At 50.1% G+C, this 18,997-nt stretch carries 16 protein-coding genes; 5 read left to right on the forward strand and 11 right to left on the reverse strand.

Annotated elements, in window-relative coordinates; all coding sequences use genetic code 11:
- Positions 1 to 5 precede the first annotated feature (5 nt).
- Both EKK48_00565 and EKK48_00570 read left to right on the forward strand, forming a co-directional pair.
- Complete coding sequence (locus EKK48_00565) at positions 6 to 506, forward strand: hypothetical protein (GenBank protein ID RTL45869.1); 501 nt, start codon at positions 6 to 8, stop codon at positions 504 to 506.
- A gap of 135 nt (positions 507 to 641) precedes the next feature.
- Positions 642 to 1,058, forward strand: coding sequence for a hypothetical protein (locus tag EKK48_00570; protein RTL45870.1), 417 nt, complete (start codon positions 642 to 644; stop codon positions 1,056 to 1,058).
- 5 nt (positions 1,059 to 1,063) lie between these two features.
- On the opposite strand, the gene EKK48_00575 is transcribed toward EKK48_00570, so the two are convergent.
- The 5 genes from EKK48_00575 to EKK48_00595 form a co-directional block, all read right to left on the reverse strand.
- Complete coding sequence (locus tag EKK48_00575; GenBank protein ID RTL45871.1) at positions 1,064 to 2,098, reverse strand: hypothetical protein; 1,035 nt, start codon at positions 2,096 to 2,098, stop codon at positions 1,064 to 1,066.
- A 9-nt stretch (positions 2,099 to 2,107) separates the two neighbouring features.
- A complete protein-coding gene (locus EKK48_00580; GenBank protein RTL45872.1) occupies positions 2,108 to 2,947 on the reverse strand; it encodes a biotin transporter BioY in 840 nt (279 codons plus the stop codon).
- A gap of 80 nt (positions 2,948 to 3,027) precedes the next feature.
- On the reverse strand, positions 3,028 to 3,684 hold the full coding sequence (gene rimI / locus EKK48_00585; protein RTL45873.1) for a ribosomal-protein-alanine N-acetyltransferase: 657 nt from the start codon (positions 3,682 to 3,684) through the stop codon (positions 3,028 to 3,030).
- Entirely contained in the window at positions 3,674 to 4,444 is a 771-nt protein-coding gene (tsaB, locus tag EKK48_00590; protein RTL45874.1) for a tRNA (adenosine(37)-N6)-threonylcarbamoyltransferase complex dimerization subunit type 1 TsaB, read from the reverse strand. Before tsaB ends, rimI begins: the two co-directional genes overlap by 11 nt.
- Before the next feature lie 2 nt (positions 4,445 to 4,446).
- Entirely contained in the window at positions 4,447 to 7,659 is a 3,213-nt protein-coding gene (locus tag EKK48_00595; GenBank protein RTL45875.1) for a preprotein translocase subunit SecA, read from the reverse strand.
- A gap of 392 nt (positions 7,660 to 8,051) precedes the next feature.
- Between EKK48_00595 and rlmN the strand changes: the two genes are divergently transcribed.
- The gene (gene rlmN, locus EKK48_00600; GenBank protein ID RTL45876.1) at positions 8,052 to 9,131 is read left to right on the forward strand and encodes a 23S rRNA (adenine(2503)-C(2))-methyltransferase RlmN; all 1,080 of its coding nucleotides are present in this window, start codon (positions 8,052 to 8,054) and stop codon (positions 9,129 to 9,131) included.
- A gap of 38 nt (positions 9,132 to 9,169) precedes the next feature.
- On the opposite strand, the gene EKK48_00605 is transcribed toward rlmN, so the two are convergent.
- Entirely contained in the window at positions 9,170 to 9,910 is a 741-nt protein-coding gene (locus tag EKK48_00605; GenBank protein RTL45877.1) for a tetratricopeptide repeat protein, read from the reverse strand.
- A gap of 226 nt (positions 9,911 to 10,136) precedes the next feature.
- Entirely contained in the window at positions 10,137 to 10,718 is a 582-nt protein-coding gene (locus EKK48_00610) for a hypothetical protein (GenBank protein ID RTL45878.1), read from the reverse strand.
- A 681-nt stretch (positions 10,719 to 11,399) separates the two neighbouring features.
- Between EKK48_00610 and EKK48_00615 the strand changes: the two genes are divergently transcribed.
- Complete coding sequence (locus EKK48_00615) at positions 11,400 to 11,549, forward strand: lmo0937 family membrane protein (protein RTL45879.1); 150 nt, start codon at positions 11,400 to 11,402, stop codon at positions 11,547 to 11,549.
- Between the two features lie 76 nt (positions 11,550 to 11,625).
- Here EKK48_00615 and EKK48_00620 read toward each other — a convergent pair whose 3' ends face one another.
- The 3 genes from EKK48_00620 to EKK48_00630 all read right to left on the reverse strand — a co-directional run bounded on the left by EKK48_00620 (position 11,626) and on the right by EKK48_00630 (position 15,631).
- Positions 11,626 to 13,197, reverse strand: a complete 1,572-nt coding sequence (locus EKK48_00620) for a GAF domain-containing protein (GenBank protein RTL45880.1) — start codon at positions 13,195 to 13,197, stop codon at positions 11,626 to 11,628.
- A 417-nt stretch (positions 13,198 to 13,614) separates the two neighbouring features.
- Positions 13,615 to 14,259 carry a sigma-70 family RNA polymerase sigma factor gene (locus EKK48_00625; protein ID RTL45881.1) on the reverse strand — a complete coding sequence of 215 codons (645 nt, stop codon included), beginning with the start codon at positions 14,257 to 14,259 and terminating at the stop codon, positions 13,615 to 13,617.
- 196 nt (positions 14,260 to 14,455) lie between these two features.
- On the reverse strand, positions 14,456 to 15,631 hold the full coding sequence (locus EKK48_00630; protein RTL45882.1) for a hypothetical protein: 1,176 nt from the start codon (positions 15,629 to 15,631) through the stop codon (positions 14,456 to 14,458).
- A gap of 127 nt (positions 15,632 to 15,758) precedes the next feature.
- Between EKK48_00630 and EKK48_00635 the strand changes: the two genes are divergently transcribed.
- Entirely contained in the window at positions 15,759 to 18,008 is a 2,250-nt protein-coding gene (locus EKK48_00635; protein RTL45883.1) for a serine/threonine protein kinase, read from the forward strand.
- Between the two features lie 84 nt (positions 18,009 to 18,092).
- Here EKK48_00635 and EKK48_00640 read toward each other — a convergent pair whose 3' ends face one another.
- Complete coding sequence (locus EKK48_00640) at positions 18,093 to 18,941, reverse strand: mechanosensitive ion channel (GenBank protein ID RTL45884.1); 849 nt, start codon at positions 18,939 to 18,941, stop codon at positions 18,093 to 18,095.
- Between the last annotated feature and the right edge of the window lie 56 nt (positions 18,942 to 18,997).

Raw genomic sequence — 18,997 nt, forward strand, 5'->3', positions numbered from 1 at the left:
ACATCATGAATCGACCACTGAGATCATCCTCCGCTAATTCATCACGCTCCGTGCAATCAAGCGAACGCATGCAGATGCTGCTGCTCAACATGGGTCTCGTGCTGTTTGTAATTTGCATGAGCTGGTGGGGTCTGAGCTGGATGCTCAGCGACGTAACGGGCGAATATTCGGCGAATGACGCCAGACTGGGCATTGTGCGTATGTCACTGGTAAGGCGTGCTGCCAACATCAAAGGCGAACTGTCCTACGGGTCAGGGGCACTACTGGAGATGACTACGCCCAAACTGGAGCCAGATACGCAGATCGATCTGACATTCGAACTGCCGCAACGATGGGTCGATCAAGGGCAGGAATATCGCGCCGTCCATTTCCACGGCACCATCAAAGATGGCACTGCATCTGGTGTGATTCGAGACGGCGCACAAGTTTTTCCCGTCAAATTGGAAAAAAATTCTATCGCTTCAGTCTACCGACAGATCCAATCACATTTGCCTTTCAGCGGTTAACAAGAGATTCTTTGCCCTTATCGATGTTGGCAAGAGCCCGACCCGGCTCCGACTCATCCGTACGGTGTTCACATAATGTTCAGCTTGGCGGAAGTATATATGTAGTGTACTTTGCAACGCAAACTGGACGAAATCTTGGATACACGTACAATCATGAAAACCCTCGGAGAAAGAATCCGAGACCGACGCATAAAGCTAGGTTTAAGCCTTGAAGACGTAGCCATCAGAAGTGCCACCTCTATCGACTTAATCAAGCAACTCGAATGGTCGATGTTGAACGATATCGAATTCACGACGTTGATGTCGATTGCTAAGGCCGTGGAGCAAAATCCCAGCGACCTTTTGATGGATGTGAAATTCAACGAACAGCCGAATAACGAGCTTTTCGCGGACGTCACTTCTAACGAGCAGTCAACCAACGAAGTTTTGAAGGACGCCAAATTTAACGAGCCGAACACCAGCGATTATCAGGTCACTAGCCGGAGTAACATTGACCAACCATTTGCAGGATCAATGCAACCAGGTCTGGAACAGGCTGGCGGCAACGACTAGACCAACTAGTCAACGAAACTGCTTTCACGAGGTCCAGCGTAAACCAGATCTTGCTCTGGATGCACCGCATACGGTTTGTGAACGACTTCGATTATCGTCGCTGCCGGCGGGCAGAAGAGCCGGAAGTTCGATCGAGGGTCTGCGCTCAGGCCCCGAGAAATGTGGAACGCCGTCTTTCCGCGATAGATAAGCCCGGAGGCTTCCTTACGAGACAACTCAGAATCGGTAATCAACGCACCGACGCCAGGAACACGAATCTGACCGCCGTGAGTATGCCCACCGACAGCAATATCAACGCCTGCATCTACAAAGGTATGCAGGAAGCGAGGCATATGAAAGAGAGCCAATTTCATGTGCCCATCCGGCGCCTCTGAAACCAGTCGGGTCAGTTCGGCAGGTTCAATGCCCGGATAATCTACACCGACGACATGAACACCCTCGGCATGCGTTCTCGATTCATTGAGAAGGACGTCCCATCCGGTGTTACTCAATGCCTTAATCATCGGCTTCACGTCACGGTATTCCATTGGATGACGCCAGCGCCGGTTGATGCGCCCGACTATCTTATTGAAGAAACTGTAGTTGTAATAGTCGTGATTACCGAGAACAGCATACGCACCAAGCTTGGGCTGCCTCGACAACAAAGAAGACGCGTACTTCAGGCCAGTATAGTTTTCAAAAACATCACCGGTGAGAACGACCAGATCGAAATCGCCATCTGTAACTTCTTCCAGAAAGCGCAGTTTCTCGGCTTCCGGCTCACTCAAGTGTGTGTCTGAAAGATGCAAGATTCGGAAAATCTTTTTCTCAGCGTGCTTCCCGTGTCCGTTACCATTGCCGCCAATATTGCCGTTGCCATTGCCGCTAAGATTGCCGTTGCCATTAACGTTGCCTGACGGCGGCTCATCAGCACCATATGTAGTGACTCGAACAGTTTCGAGCTTGAAATTTTTTGCTTCAACTTTGCTGGCGTAGAGGTAGACGCCAAGCCCGGTCAAGATGGCTGAACCAGCCAGAAGGGGAAGTGTTTTCTTATTCATAACAATAGTCTACTGCAACAGTTCTTCAATTCGCTGTTGCGCCACTCGATCGTTCTGCGTTTTCAGACCAATGTCAGGCGCAGTCAGCATTTCGACGAGGTAACGAATTGGAAAGCCCAAACCAATCAACGCCAGCGCGAAAACCGCGTCGTACGGCAAAGAAACCCAGCTCAAATTCCGGGCCTGCTCGAATACCCAGGGCAGCCATTCAGGGCGGGCAGCCCCTTCCAATAGAGAAAACAGCAGTGCTGAACTCATCAAATAGCCCAGACCGATCGCATGAATAGTGATGAGACCGGCAACAAGGGCACCAATCTGCCTGAGAGAAGTCCGTTTTTCTCCGGTGATCTTAGCTACAACGAATGTTGCCGCAAGAATGCCCAGCAAGTAACCGAAGCCGGGCTGTGAGTAGTAATCCAATCCACCACCCGAGGCAAAAGGATTCAAGCCGAAGTAAGGTCCGACCAGCCCTATGATGATAAAAATGCCGGCTGATATGGTGGCGATTGGCCACCCGAGAGCGTAACCAAGCAAAATGGCAATCGGCGCCTGAGGCGAGTAAACGCTCATGCGAATAGGCTTGGTCGGCATTGGTATGTCCGGAATAGGCACGACCTTATCAATTTTTAGCTTCACCGCTGGGGGTATTTCGCTAATCGTGTCATTTGCCTGAGCCTGAGCCCATCGCGTCAAATTCTGACCGGTTGCTGTGGGCAAATCGAAAGCGATGAACGAACTGAAGAAGAACACCTGCAGCCCAAGAAGAACGAGTACGCCCTGACCGGCGAGTGACTTTCTTCTGACCTTAGGGATGCGAGTTACTTTGTTCGTGGTGGCGACTAATTGCAATTAACGCGTTACCTTTTGATGCTCCCACTTTGTGGAGACCACACTGTATTGTGGATTGTTAACGATCTCAGGTCAAGTAGTCAGCACTCATCGGCACTGTTGAATGTTGCGCGAGAAACCGTTTGCTGCGCGGATTTGCGGCTGGATTCAGCAGCCTCGGCAGTTTTTCCATTAGATTTGATTTCAGGAAAAGATTCGGCTGTTTCAAGACCAGTAAAGGTTCCTTTGCCTTTTATATATACAACACGCTCATGCATCAACTTTACGAAATCAGGCGACTCGATATTCTCGGTCCAGAGAACAAGGGCGTCTTCATCGTTATCCTGATAGTAGTGCTTGCGCACTCCAAGACTTTTGAAGCCATACTTGTAATAAAGCTTTTGCGCGGTCTCGTTTGACATGCGCACTTCCAGCGTCAACCAGCGAGCGCCGCACTTCCTGGCTTCGACGATGTTGTTTATAAGCAGTCTCTCACCTATATGCTGCCGACGATGCTCGGGGTGGACCGCCAGCGTCGTCACGTGTGCTTCTTCATTGTTATTTACCAGCCAGAAGCCTGAATAACCGAGCAGCTGATTTGTTTTGCTGTCACATGCGGCAAAATAACGTCCCAGGGAATTATTGAGCTCATTCACAAAAGATTGATAGGACCAGTGATGACTGCCGAACGCCACCGGTTCGATGTCCATGACCTCTTCCAGGTCGCTTATGTTTAGTGAACGAATTTCAATTACCATGCGGTTTTTCAGGCGCGTTTTTCTTCAAGGTTATGGAAGGATTGCGCAAATATAACGGTGTAACCGTTTGATATGGATACGCTTCCGCTAGAGAATCATTCAAAGATACCCTATTCCAGGCGATCTGAGCTTGTTTAGTAGCAATATTTTCAAGTATGGGCAGCGCGAGCAACTGATGCGACCGTCCATCCAGAGTGCCAGTCAAGGCGCTATTGAGCGTTCCCTTGCCGCTCTGGGCGCTTGCGGCAAGTTCAAGGAATGCTTTTTCATCGGCATACCAGACCGCCGACTCAGCCAACAATGCCCCGAGATCTCCAGCCGAAGCCGAGACCGGGGCGACCGACATCTGAAAACAATCGCGGTCATCCTTCGATGTGTATCCAGCGACGAAGTAGCGACCTCTGCCTGCAGCCAGCACCACAGCAGCCGGAAGCGGGCAGAGGCTGGCATAACAATCAAGCAGATGCACGGGAACGAGGGGCAGGTTCAAACCCTGCGCTATCGTGCGGGCAGTTACTATCCCCGTTCGAACGCCGGTAAAGCTGCCGGGTCCTTCTCCGACAACAATGCAATCAAGGTCTGGTTTTTGCCATCCCGCTTGCCCCATCAGCTCTACAACCGAAGGCATCAGCGCGGCCACGGCTTCTTGCCTGGTCAACGCGTCGGCTTCCGCGACCACTATTTCTTTCACGGCGCGACCATCCTCAACCAGTGAGAGATGAATCTCGTTAGTGCTGGTATCAAAGGAAAGGATGCGCACGCTTAACCGACAGGCTTCTGCTCGGACGGTTTTTCCGTTTCGACTTTACCGAGATTTTTCAGAGTCTCATCGACGCTCGACAATGCCCCCATCTCTTCACCCGCACCAGATTCACCAGATGCGGTACCACCATTAGTCTCCTTCGCAGGTTCGGCGGCAGCAGCAGGTCTTGGCGGTGGCACCATCGGCGCGGAAAGCGTTATATGAACGTTACCCGGCTCCGGCGGCTCTTCCATGTATTGCTCAGACTGCTTGATCGCCGCTTCCATACCGTCAATTTGTGAATTGAGATGAGCGAGGAACTCGTCAGGCAACATCTCTTCGAAATTAGGTTGCTGCGAAATCGGTTGCGCATGGAAGAGCAACTGAATCGATTCTTCCTGAATGCTGCGCAGCAGCTGATTAAACATGTCGAACGCTTCGCGCTTGTATTCCTGCAATGGGTCACGCTGACCGTAACCACGCAAGTGAATACCTTCTCTCAAAATGTCGATGTTATGCAGATAGTCGATCCACTTTCCATCGATTGTCCTGAGCAAAATCTGTCGCTCAAGCTCACGCATCGTTTCGGTTCCGATGTGCTCTTCTCGAACCTGATAAGCAATTTTGATGGATTCCCAGAGCTTCTCACGCAGGTCGTCGTAAGACAGTCCTTCCAGTTCCGCAGGCTTGATATCGCCAAGCATAGGAACGTCGCTGGACAACTTGGCCAGAATATCCGAGAGGGAATTATCGTCCCATGTTTCAGGCTGAGTCTCGGGAATAACATAAGCCTGGATGACGATATCGAGATGCTCTTCCAGCATGTCGTGCATGTTTTGCTTCAGGTCGGCACGCTCCAAAATGCGGCGCCGTTCGCGGTAAATAACTTCACGCTGAGTGTTCAAAACATCGTCATATTGCAGAACGTGCTTTCTCATATCGAAGTGATGCGCTTCTACTTTCTTCTGCGCGTTCTCGATAGACTTAGAGACCATGCCGGATTCGATCGGCATTTCTTCATCAGCCTTGATGAAATCCATCAGTCTGGAAATCTTTTCACCGCCGAAAATTCTCATCAACGTATCTTCCAGCGAAAGGAAGAACCGCGTCGTACCCGGGTCGCCCTGTCGAGCGGCACGACCTCTGAGCTGGTTGTCGATACGTCGTGCTTCGTGGCGTTCAGTACCGATGATGTGCAGTCCGCCCAGAGCCAGTACTTCGTCATGAGCGGGAGCAAGTTCAGCTTTGATTTCCTTAGTCAGGGCTTTCAGCTTCTCTTCGAACTCCGGCGTCTCAGGCTCGAGATTTTCTGCCTTTAACTTTTCGCGAGCTACATACTCAGCGTTACCGCCGAGCAAAATATCCGTACCGCGACCTGCCATGTTGGTAGCAACAGTGATGGCACCTTTCCTTCCGGCTTGAGCGACAATCATCGCTTCTTTTTCGTGATGCTTGGCGTTCAAAACGTTGTGACCAAGACCTTTTCGAATGGCGGCGACAACTTTAGCCGTCTTCAAAACAGACCAGCAACGTTCAATGAATTCATCCTTTTTCGGGAAAGCAGTCTCAACTTCTTTGCACGTCTGCTCCAGCTTCGCCAGATCGATCATGCCGGGACGTTCGAAGATTTTGTTCAAAGCATCGATGCTTGGACCAGAGAGGTTATCGCGCTTGATCAGGTTGACAGCCTTGTTCATTTTGTTGACCAGATATTGCTGCATAGCCTGCGGCTTGCCGAGCAAATCGTCCAACAATTCAGACTTGTCGATACTTGTAGTACCAACCAGAACCGGTCTGCCGAGCTCATGCATCTCAACGATTTCTTCAGCCACAGAAATGAATTTCTGCATTTCTGTTTTATAGATAACGTCCGGATTATCGATACGCACATTGGCTCTGTTAGTCGGAATAGAGACAACGTCAAGGTTGTAGATCTTGCTGAACTCCGCCGCTTCAGTCATGGCGGTACCGGTCATACCAGATAATTTCGGATACAGACGGAACAAGTTCTGATATGTGATAGACGCGTAAGTCAGCGTTTCTTCCTGAATCGGCACCTGCTCTTTCGCTTCGATAGCCTGGTGCAGTCCATCACTCCAGCGGCGGCCGACCATCATACGACCAGTGAATTCATCAACGATCGTGATTTCAGGCTTACCTTCTTCGTTCTCTTTGATAACGTAGTCAGTGTCGAGCTTGTACAACTCTTTGGCGCGCAGAGCCTGCACAAGGTGATGCGCGAAATTGTAGTGAACGTCGAATAAGTCGGGAACGCCGAGCACCTTCTCGCCGGTGATGATACCGCGCTCGGTGAGCAGAACGTTCTTGCCTTTTTCGTCAACCCAATAATCGCAATCTTCGTCGTCTTTGTCTTTCCCCTTATGGAGCATCGGCGCAATCTGAGCCATCTTCAGGTAAATTTCCTGGAACGACTCAGTGGGGAAACCGGAGATAATCAGAGGCGTTCTCGCTTCGTCAATAAGAATATTGTCGACTTCGTCAACGATGGAGAAGTAGTACGGACGCTGCACCAGCTCATCGAGAGAGGTGCGCATGTTATCGCGCAGGTAGTCGAAACCAAACTCGTGGTTCGTACCATAGGAGATGTCGGCACGGTAAGCGTCATACTTTTCGTGCTCAGGTTGGTGCGAATAGATCAACCCTGTAGTCAGCCCGAGGAAGCGATAGAGCTGCCCCATCCACTCAGCGTCACGCCGAGCCAGGTAATCGTTGACTGTGACGACATGCACGCCGCGTCCAGCCAGAGCATTCAGATAAGCCGGCAAAGTAGCGACGAGAGTCTTACCTTCACCTGTTCTCATTTCGGCAATCTTATTGAAGTGAAGCGCGGCTCCACCCATAAACTGAACGTCAAAATGGCGCATACTCAAAACGCGCTTGCCCGCTTCACGGCAGACTGCAAAAGCTTCCGGCAAAAGCTGTTCGAGGATAATGCCAAGCTGCTTGTCGTGAGTGGTGCGAATCTGACCGGGCATCTTCGGCACATCATCAGCGATCAGCTTGACGTTTTGCACCGAACTCAAAGCGTTTTCGATCTTGTTTTTGAATTCCGCAGTTTTGCCTCGCAACTCATCGTCGCTCAGCTTTTCCATGGCGGGCTCAAAACTGTTGGCTCGTTCGACATAACCACGAAGAAACTTTACGCGTTTCTCGTTAGTGTCGCCGAGTAAACCCTTAAGCCAACCACGCGCACGGTCTTCCCATTCTGACATTTACTTGCATTCTCCGACGGCTACTTGCTTTGAACTCGGCTGCTAACGCCGACCTCTGAGCGTGCCTTGATTTCGTCACTCTACAGACAGCCCTTCATTTTAGCATGCAGCCCTTTGACAACCCGACTGCCAGCCACTTGGCGAGTCACAGACGGGGCACTCCCGCCCGGCAGAATTGGGGGCGTGTCGATAGAACTGGCGTGGCAGAGCATTTCCGCCTTCGCATTTACATATCATCACCAACTTAGAGCCTGCCATCCCAGGCGTTACGAAAGGCTGCACCGGAGAAATCAGTCGGATAGCCTTATTGATATACTCAGTCCAGTGCGCGATTGCGGGCACGTCGAATTTGCCCTTGAAAAAGGCGCCTACAGAGAATATTTAGATTGTCCATGACTAGCGCCACTGAAACCAATTCAAAAACGTTAAAACCACTCTCGGGCTTGTCACTTGCCGAGCTGGAAGAATTCGTACTGGAGCTTGGTTTGCCCAAGTTCAGGGCGGCACAAATACACACATGGATTTATGCCAAGAACGTCAAATCGTTCGATGAGATGACAAACCTGGGCGCGCCGGTGCGCGATAAGCTGAAGCAGGTGGCGACAATCAGCGCGCTGGAAATCGCTCACCTGCAGGTCAGTCGAGATGAAACGCGCAAGTACCTGTTCCGGCTTGCCGACGGAAAAATTGTCGAATCGGTCTTGATGTCCTTCAACGATCGCCAGACCCTGAGCGCTTGCGTCTCCAGCCAGGTGGGCTGCGCCGTCGGGTGCACATTCTGTGCAACAGGATATCTGGGCTTCAAGCGAAATCTAACCGCACAAGAAATCGTCGATCAAATCATGTCGATTCAGCGCGAGTCAGGAAAACGAATTGCCAATATCGTTTACATGGGACAGGGAGAGCCTCTTCTCAACACGGAAGAAGTAATCAAATCGATTCATACGATGATCGACTCTGTCGGCATCGGTGCGCGCCACATAACAGTATCGACTTCAGGAATCATCCCCGGCATCGAACGATTGAGAGAAGAAGATTTGCCCCTCTGCCTGGCTCTCTCACTGCACGCGCCTGATACAAAAACACGCGAACAAATCGTGCCAATCACGCAGAAATATCCAATCGGTCCATTGATTGAATCACTGAAAAACTACGCAGATTCAACTCGCCGCCGCGTCACAATCGAATACGTGCTTCTAGCCGGTGTGACGGACAAACCGGAACAAGCAAAGGCGCTTGCCGAGATGGTCAAGGATGTTCATTGCATGATCAACTTAATACCCTTCAATCCAACCGCAAATGATCTGGGCGAAGTAATCTATGAACGACCTTCCCGCGAAGCGCAGTTGCGATTCAAACAATTAGCCGAGCGCACCGGCAAGACAGTAACGATCAGATTGGAACGCGGCACGGATATTGACGCTGCCTGCGGACAACTTCACAACAAATATCTGCAAGCCAAGCAAGGCTAACGAACCATATGCGATGGCACTAATGCTACCTCGGTGCGCTAAGCAACAACCGTGCCGCAGCGCTCGCACTTCGTATCGCCATTGAGCTTATGTCCGCAGAACTGGCAAATATCATCTGTGCTGACCGATTCAGCCTGAGGAATTTCGAGCGTCTTCCAACTGCCCGTGATAGAACCAAATGCGCACTGATCGAGGAAGTCAGCCTCTTGCGGACGGTGCATCTCACGCAACAACTTGGCGTAATTCTGAAGCACTTTAATCGTATGTGGGTCATCCGCCCCCAAGCCCTTCGTTCTAATCGTCAAAGAGCGCTTGTAGTGTGGTTCAGCCTCGGCGAATAATCCACCGAGATGGTACGTTGCAGCCAGATTCAATGCAATAGTTGCAACTTCCTGGCTGTCTTCGCCGTAGCCCAGCTCGTAACACTTCAAGCACTCGTTGGCAAGCACTGCCGCCTCTTCGAGGTTCTTGGACAAGAAATGAACCTTAGCCAGCTCGTTTTGAACGTGCCCGACGGCTAGATGTAAATGACCAAGCTCTTTGATCTTTATCGCCAGAGATTCGCGCAAGGGCTCGATAGCAAGGTCGGCAGTATGGTCTTTGACGTAAACAGCAGCAAGTCTCTCCAGCGCGGCACAGAGGACCTTGGGGTCCGTGTCTCCAGAGCCACGCAGCAGCGCCACTGTGCGCAACCAGTACGTGACTGCCGAGGCGTAATCACCCTCGGCTTCAGCCTTTAGAGCATCATCTTTAGCTTGGATCCACGAAGTCGTCGACATAGTAAATGCGTTTTCCGAAGGGGACGGATACCTTACAAGAATACATGAGTCAGCCAAGATCAGTAAGTATGTGCCACCCTGAAATTTTATGCCGACAAGGCAAGCTCCACGCCCCTTCAGGGATTACCAGCCCACCCACGGGACTCGGCTCAGCCTGTACAGGCTTGCTCAAAACAACCGCCACTTCACAACAGGTAGAACGCGGAAATATTATCCCGGCTTTCAGTCAATCCCGAACTTTCGTCAATTCGTTCTCAGATACTGGTCCCAGCTGACTTTCAAATACAAGGGAGTCAGACGTCCCCTGGCTCTGAGAAACACCATAAATCTTATGTTTACCGGTATCATATACGGTGACACGTCCGCTGCGCTCAATCGCCAGCCGCGATGTCGCGGGGAAGTAAGCATAGCGAACCCGATTCTGAGCACCACTCGAAGATGGAACGCCAAATAATTCCGGCCACCATACAGTACTATCGAAAGGACGCATCGACTGATTATCGAAAGGAACGACTGTTTCACCGTCGGGAAAACGCACTGTTCCTTTAAACCGGTTCAGCGAATTAGTGGGTTCCAGCGCCACAAAGCGGGACAGCTCATCACATAACGTACGCACTCGGGCTTTGAGTGCCGAGTTCGACATGTCCCCGATCATGAGCATGCCGGTACTCCACTGCCCCATCCCGCCAAGCTCCGGATGGTTGAACTGAGCCATAGTTCCGCCACCGCTCCGCAAACTGTCCAAAACGACTCTCACCGCCTCGACACTGAAGCCGTGCCGAGCTGCAATTTCCTTTAGCTTATCCATGCCTTAAACATAACGTATCAGTGCGAACTTGGGTCTAGCTTATGAACAGAGCGACACTTATCGAAAAGAAACTGTTCGAAAGAAGAACTGAGTATTCGATCTCAAAAAAGAACTGAGCAGTACAAGACTGCTCAGCCTTAAAAGCTCATCTACTTTGCGCTAACTCCGCTGGAGATATAAGGTTCCGAGCTCATAGCTACGAAGCGGCAGATAACATCTTGCCTTTACTTGTCGCAGCCGCAATTCTCCGATGAGGAGCAGGAGCAGCAAGAGCAGCAGCACTCGCACTTCTCACACTTGGCACAATCTTTGGCGCTGCACTTTTTACAGCCAGCATCACAACATTTATCACCCATAACGACTCTCCTTCAACGCAAGTTGACTTTGATACCATTCTACATCCACAGACCGAATAGACAAGTAAAAAGTTCTGCAAGTCAGGCTTTTGACGCGGCTTTCCAATCAAAAATGGAATCCGTTTTCATTTCAAAACCAGGGCACAGAAGAAATGCCGCACAACAATGACACCATATATAGTGCAGCAGGAAGAAACCGCATTCAACCTATCACCACCGTCCTACCGCGTGATTTAGTCATTTTACCTACTCTGGTTTGGAACAAATCCAGCACAAGTGAGTCTTGAAACGCACGCACTGAATGACACTGAATGAGGACGGACAAATGATTTACACATTGATCTCTTTGCTAGTACTTTTCTGGTTGGTTGGTCTTGTAGCACACGTTGGTGGCGGCTTCATACACGGGCTCCTCGTGCTTGCTTTAGCTGTATTCGTGTTCGACCTTTTAACCGGTCGCCGAACCACTATCTGACGCAACAACAGCCGCAAGCTCACTGCAGCGATCTAACAAGAATTCAATGTTGCGGACCGGAGCAATTGACGACCGTTCACTCGACCTCAATCCCTTCCAGATTGAGGTTTTTGAACTGATTTTGCAAATCAGCAGCTTGACTGTCAATCGCACTTCGAATCAGCCGGAGATATTCATGCGCATCAGCTCGCACAGGAACCCTCCGATGCTCCACAGTCTCAGCGATATTCCGCCTGAACCGATCGGCGGCGGTGACTTCAAAGTGCTCCCAGGCAGCTGAGGTGCCTCGCACATTCTCCTTCCATGACTCGAAGGAAGTTCTTGGACTGAGCGACTCACATCTGTTGTTCGTATAAATCGGCTTATTTGGATCACCCGCCCACAACAATGAGCGTACGAGTTCTTGCCGATTCCAGATGAACCAGTTGTTCAAAACCTTGATTGCCAGGATGCCTGCGGCAATCATGTTTAAACTCGCCAGGACAGGAAAGCTCTTCTCGAGCGAATCCGTTGCCAACACTTCCATTTTCGTATCATTCAAATTTTTGACAAGCACCCCCAGCTCGTCCGTGGACATCGCATGTCCCTCAGTGACTATAGACCCGTCTTCAGCGACAAAACTAAAACCATCGCATCTCAAGAATCGCAAAAGAGCATATTTGTTATCTCTGACGCATTCAACGAAATCACCATTAACGAATTGTTTGCACAACTGAGTGCTAACCGCCGCGAGATCATCGGTGGCATTTATAGTGGCAGCGACTGAAAGAGTAGTTATTCGCGACGACACGACCTTAGCCAGCAAAGCGCAAACGGCGCGCTGTTCTGCAATCAGATACTTGGGCGAAAAGTGGTGACACGCGACCAAACCCCAAAGTTTCCCATCGCAAATCAACGACATCGTCATAGACGCAGCAACTCCCATGTTGCGCAAATATTGCAGATGAATTGGTGATGGTGCGCGCAAAACGCTGCGACTTAAATCCAGCTTTTCAGATCGGTCACTGACAAGCGGTATGTTCGCAGAATCGACATCGGGAATCATGCGCACCCACATCTGCGTAAATAAATTTCTGGCGATTGCCGGAATATCAGAGGCGGGGAAGTGATGACCATAAAACGAGTAACCGGCAGAGTTAAGTGACTCAGCCACAACTTCACCGTGCCAATCCAAGCCAAATTTGTAGATCATGACGCGGTCGTAACCTGTCACGCCTCGTATGTTCTCAGCTATGTAAGACAAATAAGATTCGAGCGACTCTCGGCGATCGCTCATGAACTTCAACGATGCAATGTCGATTTGCTCTGACGGCAAAGTCTCAAGTTCCACAATGACGCGGTCGTCTTTCTTATGGGCAATGCAGGTTATCCACCGCCGCGATTTACTCTCCCGGATGAGCATCGGGCTGGTTGGTTCGGAACGATCCTTGATCGCGTCAAATACCCTTTTCGAGTCTTGCAGAACATTCTCGATGTTTTTGCCGATCAAATCCGCTGCTGTCCAACCAAACTCGTCGTTGATTGCAGCCTGGCAGATCTCTCCACTCATATCCAGAGCCAGCAGTGAACCAAAGGGCTGGATAGATTCAATAAACTGTATTGGCTCGTTTTCGCAGCTTGCAGGATCTAAGGAAAAATTTTGCACCATGTCGTCTCCGCAGCTTCGCACACTCTAATAAGCGCAATTCTGTGTGGCAAAGAAGCTACGGATCAGCAGCGGCTTGATCTCCACAATGCTCTATGAAATTAGAATATCAAGTTTTCGCAGATGCCAAGCGTCCGGCAGTTTGATCAATTCTGTCAAATAAGTGCAAGAAATTTCTGCCAACTCAGCAAGTTGAACACTGGCTGGCGTTGAGATGGTGCCCTTTGTTGTTACTACACCACAACATTGTTTGTTTCGAAAACTTTGCACTTTCGGAACTTATTACCTCGTGCCTGACAGACACAAAAATCGCGCGCCGTTACCCACGCGAACCAGAAACGCAGATGGTACCGTTCCAGGCGGCAAGAACCGCCACTTTTTGGGGCCCAAGTCACCGGCCCCCAAAGGACAGAGCTGATTTTACGCGCAGTCTTTGAAATATGATGCCATCGAAGTCTGCACTTTGTCGCGCGCCCTGGAAATACGTGACTTAACAGTTCCCTTCTCAGAATTTGTCAGAATCGCAATTTCATCATAAGACAGCCCGTGCATTTCACGCAGTATCATGGCAGTACGGAATTGTTCCGGTAGTTTGTTCAGTGCAATTTCAATTTCCGACATGAGCTCTGCTCTTTGCATAACCTCTTCAGGTAGAGCCGAACTGTCTGCTATATCCCGTGTGGCATTTTCGTCTCCATCGTTAGGATACGGCTCGTCCAGGGAAACCACCTTCAGCCCGGGCTTTTTCCTCAGACTGTCGTAAAAAATGTTTGTCGCGATCTGTCTCAACCACGATTTCAAACTGGCCGTATTGCGAAGCGAACCAATTGAGCGCCACATGCGGATAAGCACTTCTTGCTCGAAGTCTGCCCGGTCACTGCTATCGGGCGCAAGCTGATAGAGATGCGCACGAATAGATGATTGATGCCGCCTGACGAGGATGCCAAATGCTTGCTTATCTCTGCCTTGAGCAAGCAAGACCAGGTCATGATCAGGCAACTGTTCCACACCGTTCGAGACCGGTACCAGGCTAAGTGTGGTCTTTGTACATCTACTATTCAACATATCGCGCCTCCGCGTTTTTCTTTCTTTATCGTAGTCTATTGTGCTACACAAACGGACGGGGATACGACTCGGAAAACCCCTACGAATCCGGTGAATACCCCAGCTGCCGATTCGTGGGAATACAGGCTCTGCTTTCAGCGAACAACCGCCGCAAAAACGGAAGAGAAAGGATCACATTAGTACAAAGAGTTTGTACTTAAAATGGGAAGGAAGCTTGAGCCCGCGCTAAAATGCCAGAAGGTGGAGCGCCATTTACAGTAATGTTATCGACAACAACAACGCCCCGCTGCGAAAGACTTATTCCGATGCGCTGCACGGGTCCACTCAATCCCATTTGGTTTGCATTGAATGAAACGGTGGTTAAGCCGGAACCATTGTTGGAATTTGAGATTGTTCCGGCAGAGATTGGAATAAATCGAGTCGAGAGAAACGAACCGTTAGGTTGGTCGTCAACGACTAAGACTGGAGCAATACCGCTCGTCGAAATCACCTGACTACCAGGCGCACCCAGGGCCCCAAATTGAAACGACACAGTGCTTATTTGTGTATTGGAGATGCCCTGAAACACTGCGCCGGTACTACCAAAGCGTGGATTTGTGGAATTGATCAAACTCGAAAGAACGAGCACAGGACGGTTGCCGGAGCTGGAATTAGTCAAAGAGCTCAGCCCCGCCACTGATGTCGTTGAGCCCCGCACCGGTGAAGAATTGGAAAAGTTCTGAGAGTTCTGCCCTACACTACTTGAGCCAGAGGTGTTGTTGGCAGAACTAAACCCCGCGCTGCTCGTGCCATCGCTATTGTTTATCGAAGAGAAGCCAGCACTGCTCGTGCCACCGCTATTGTTTATCGAAGAGAAACCAGCACTGCTCGTGCCACCGCTATTGTTTATCGAAGAAAAACCAGCACTGCTCGTGCCACCGCTATTGTTTATCGAAGAGAAGCCAGCACTGCTCAAACCACCGGAATTATTGGCAGAGGAAAAACCGGTACTGCTTGAAGTCATATTGGCGTTTCCGTATGGATTCGCACCTTGCGTAGCGGGATTGACACCTCCAGGTAGCGCCAACCCGACAGTGGCAAAACCGAGACCACCCTGTCGAACACCAACCCCACCTTGGGGTGCAGGTCCCGCATTGTTGCCACTCAAACCTGCTATGGAATTTAGATTTGCAGCGTTTACGTTAATGATAGAGGCGCTGAACAATTCTTGCGAGCCGGAAGTAAAAGGCGCGATAACGAACTGAGTTGGATTCGCACCAGGGGCAACACTGCTCCCTCTAATTGCAGTCAAGCCGGAACCAGCTGCAGATGCAGCCAGAGAGCCAACTAAGCATGTGAATGACGTTCCTAACAACAGAACTGATGTACGCATGAGATCCTCCATCTACACTCACCAGATGCGGTGCAGAGCATATAGTTGTCTAACCTGAGAGCGGGAGTGCGGCGAACGACTGCGCGTTTACTCTTCTTCGTATTACCAAACCGTTGACGGAGACTTTATGTTTCGGTTCCGACTTCTGAATTATGTTTTCAAAATGAGAGAGCTGGGCAGAAAGTACAATAAGGCTCATCCGCGGATAAGCCGCCGGCTTTCGGCAAAAGACACCATCGACTCAACTTCTATGCTCGACGATCAGATCAGAGAAAAACCGCTGCCGGGAAGCTCACATCCAACTGGCAAGCTTGCCGCACAATACGAGTTTCTTCAGACCATCGACAGCGGTGGAATGGGCATCATATACAAAGCGCGAAACATCGCAATCGACCAGTTCGTAGCGATAAAAATGATCAAGACAGACTCTTTGGCTGAGCGCCATCTGCAACGCTTCAAGCAAGAAGCATCCGCGCTTGCCAGTTTAAATCACCACAACATCATTAGAGTAAACGATTTCGGCTTCACGGAAGAAACGCAACCGTATATGGTGCTAGAGTTTGTCAACGGCGAAACACTGCCCAGATTTCTTGCCAAAAGAGGAACAGAGACAGATCTGGAAACCGTCAGAAGTATTTTTGTTCAGATCGCCGATGCTATCGGCTACGCCCATGAACGAGGTGTTTTACATAGAGATCTAAAGCCAAGCAACATCATGGTTCAGCTCGGTACTGACGGCTCACCGACAGTGAAAGTTATAGATTTCGGCATCGCGAAATTCTTGACGGCAGAAAGCAACAGCGCCATGACGCAAACTGGCGAATTGTTAGGAAGTCCTGCCTATATGAGCCCCGAACAAATCAGCGGTTCAGCGCAAGATGCCCGCTCCGACATCTACTCGCTCGGCTGCGTGATGTTCGAAACATTAACCGGCGCGCCTCCATACAAGGCCGAAACACCTATGGACATGATTTTCCAGCATCTCAATGCAGAGATACCTGATGTTAAATCAAAAAGCAATCAGAAGGTCCCAGAAAGCCTGGCTTCCATCGTCACAAAGTGCTTGCAGAAAGATGCGCAAGAACGCTTTCGTTCGATGGACGAGCTTCGATTTGCACTATCTGAGGCAACTTTGACTGAGCAGCCAGAGAAGAAAACAGCCGCAAACACGAAGAAATTAGTTGTCTACTCCAGCGCTGCCGTGATGCTTTTACTTTCATGCGCCCTCATATTCGCGATAAATCAGAAGTCTCAACAAGCAGAGCACCTGGAGTACGAAGAACAGAAAAGACACGTGGAGAACACCGTTGCTTCGCGAAACTCAGACGAGTTTGCCAGAGCAAACGACTTCGCCCGCCAGCACATAAGAGCCCATAAAAGTGATAAAGAATTGACCATTTCCGACGCTTGCACAGATGAGGCGCTAATAGAATTCACAGAGGGTGCCGTTGAGACTTACGCTACAAGAACCATCTTTCTCGGGAACTCAGAGATCAAAGGACCTGGGCTTGCCTATTTGATTCGCATTCCGCTGATCAAATTAGAGATGCAACGCAGCAGCATAACAGAACGCGGACTGCTTGAAATTTCCAAGATGAAAACGCTAAAAGCGCTTGTACTGGACGGAATACGTGTGCCGCAATCGGCGTGGCAGCATTTGCAAAATCTGCCCAAACTGACAGAACTGTCCATCAGAGACGTCGATCTCAATGACGAAGGCCTGCGAAATATATGCAAAATATCCACCTTGAAGAGTCTGCAAGTCGAAGGCAATGCAGGCATTACTCCAGACGGCTACGCTCAGCTGCTAAATCTCAAGGACCTTGAGTTACTCGGCATAGGTGAAATGAATTCGTCGGACGACTTAATCAAAGTTCTGCTCAAGTTGCCACAACTGAGAATACTCTACATCAACAAAACCTCGATTACAGACGCGCAACTCAAACGACTGTCCGCATCGAAGCAGCTGCACGAAATTGAGTTGGAAAAGAGTCCCAATATCACAATGACCGGCGTTATGAGCTTGTTGAAAAATCCACAAATGGGTTCAGTCGACCTCCGCTCTGACGAGTGGTTGAAAGATTCCGACCTGACTGCGCTGCTGTCAGTGGATCACCCGTTCCATCTCAGCGTTGAGAAAACGAATATCACTGATAAAGGAATGAAGATTCTCGCGAAAACGAAGTGTTTCTACGCCGACATATCAAGAACTGCTGTGACTGACGCCGGTCTAATGGAACTCTCGAAATCAAAGAATATCAAGATAATTAGATATAGTGTGGATGGTCCGATCACTGCATATGGTTTGAAAAAGCTGCAACAGAAGAGACCGGATATCGAGATCGTTAGGGACATGTCAGGTTCGCATTTGCTCTGAGGGAACAGGCGAAGATTCAGATCTGCTTCTATGCATCCAGTCTTCTATGCATCCAGTCTTCTATGCATCCAGGCGTCTGTACTGCTATGCAACAGCACGCCTGTCTTGACCGCCCAAGCCTTGATCAATCGCAGTGCCCGCCTCCACAACCGGCTTGCTGTTGATAGCGCGCTGTATTGCGGATGCCACATCGCTAACCGCTTGCTGCATTGAGGTTGCCTTCGAGTTCGCCCAAAAGAAGATGTCGAGTGATGAGCCGACGGTGGTCTGGTAGATGAGCGGCGCAGGGTCTTTCTGAACGGATTCAGATTTATGCAGAACATCCAAAATCAGCTTTCGCAATTCATCCACTGACTTGCCTTGCGGAACGGCGACGGTCATCTTTACACGCCTTACGGAGTAACCGGTGAGTACGACAATAGGACTGGAAAGCATGGAGCCATTGGGCACCACGACCAGCTCGCCGTCTATAGTTTTGATTCTCGTCGATCGTATATCGATGTCTTCGACGGTGCCTTCAAATCCATTCGTGCGAATTTCATCGCCGATTCGAAACGGTTTCTGCCACAACAATAGAATTCCAGCAAAGAAATTCTCCAGAATGTCTTTAAACGCAAAGCCGACCGCAACCGAGGTTATACCGAGCCCGGCCACCAGGTTTCCCGGGCTGAAGCTCGGAAATACTATCGTCGCCGCAACCAAGATGCCGAGCAGATTGACGAAGAAAATTACAATGGTGCCCAATGCGTGGCTCAAAGTCTCGTCCAGTCGTGTGCGGCTACAGAGATTCACCACGACTTTCTTTGCCAGACGAGCACCAAACACGAACAACATCAAAGTTGCCAGTGCCACCAGAATGTTTGGTAATTTTGCAAAGAATCCGTCGGTCATGTACAAGACGCTTTTCCATGCCAGTGATATTGCCCGTTCCAATTGGTCTCCTTTGTTGACTCATGGACCGCACGCGTCCCGCGTGCTTCCTTGCAGAC

The sequence above is a fragment of the Candidatus Melainabacteria bacterium genome (assembly GCA_003963305.1).
Classification (GTDB): Bacteria; Cyanobacteriota; Vampirovibrionia; order Obscuribacterales; family Obscuribacteraceae; genus PALSA-1081.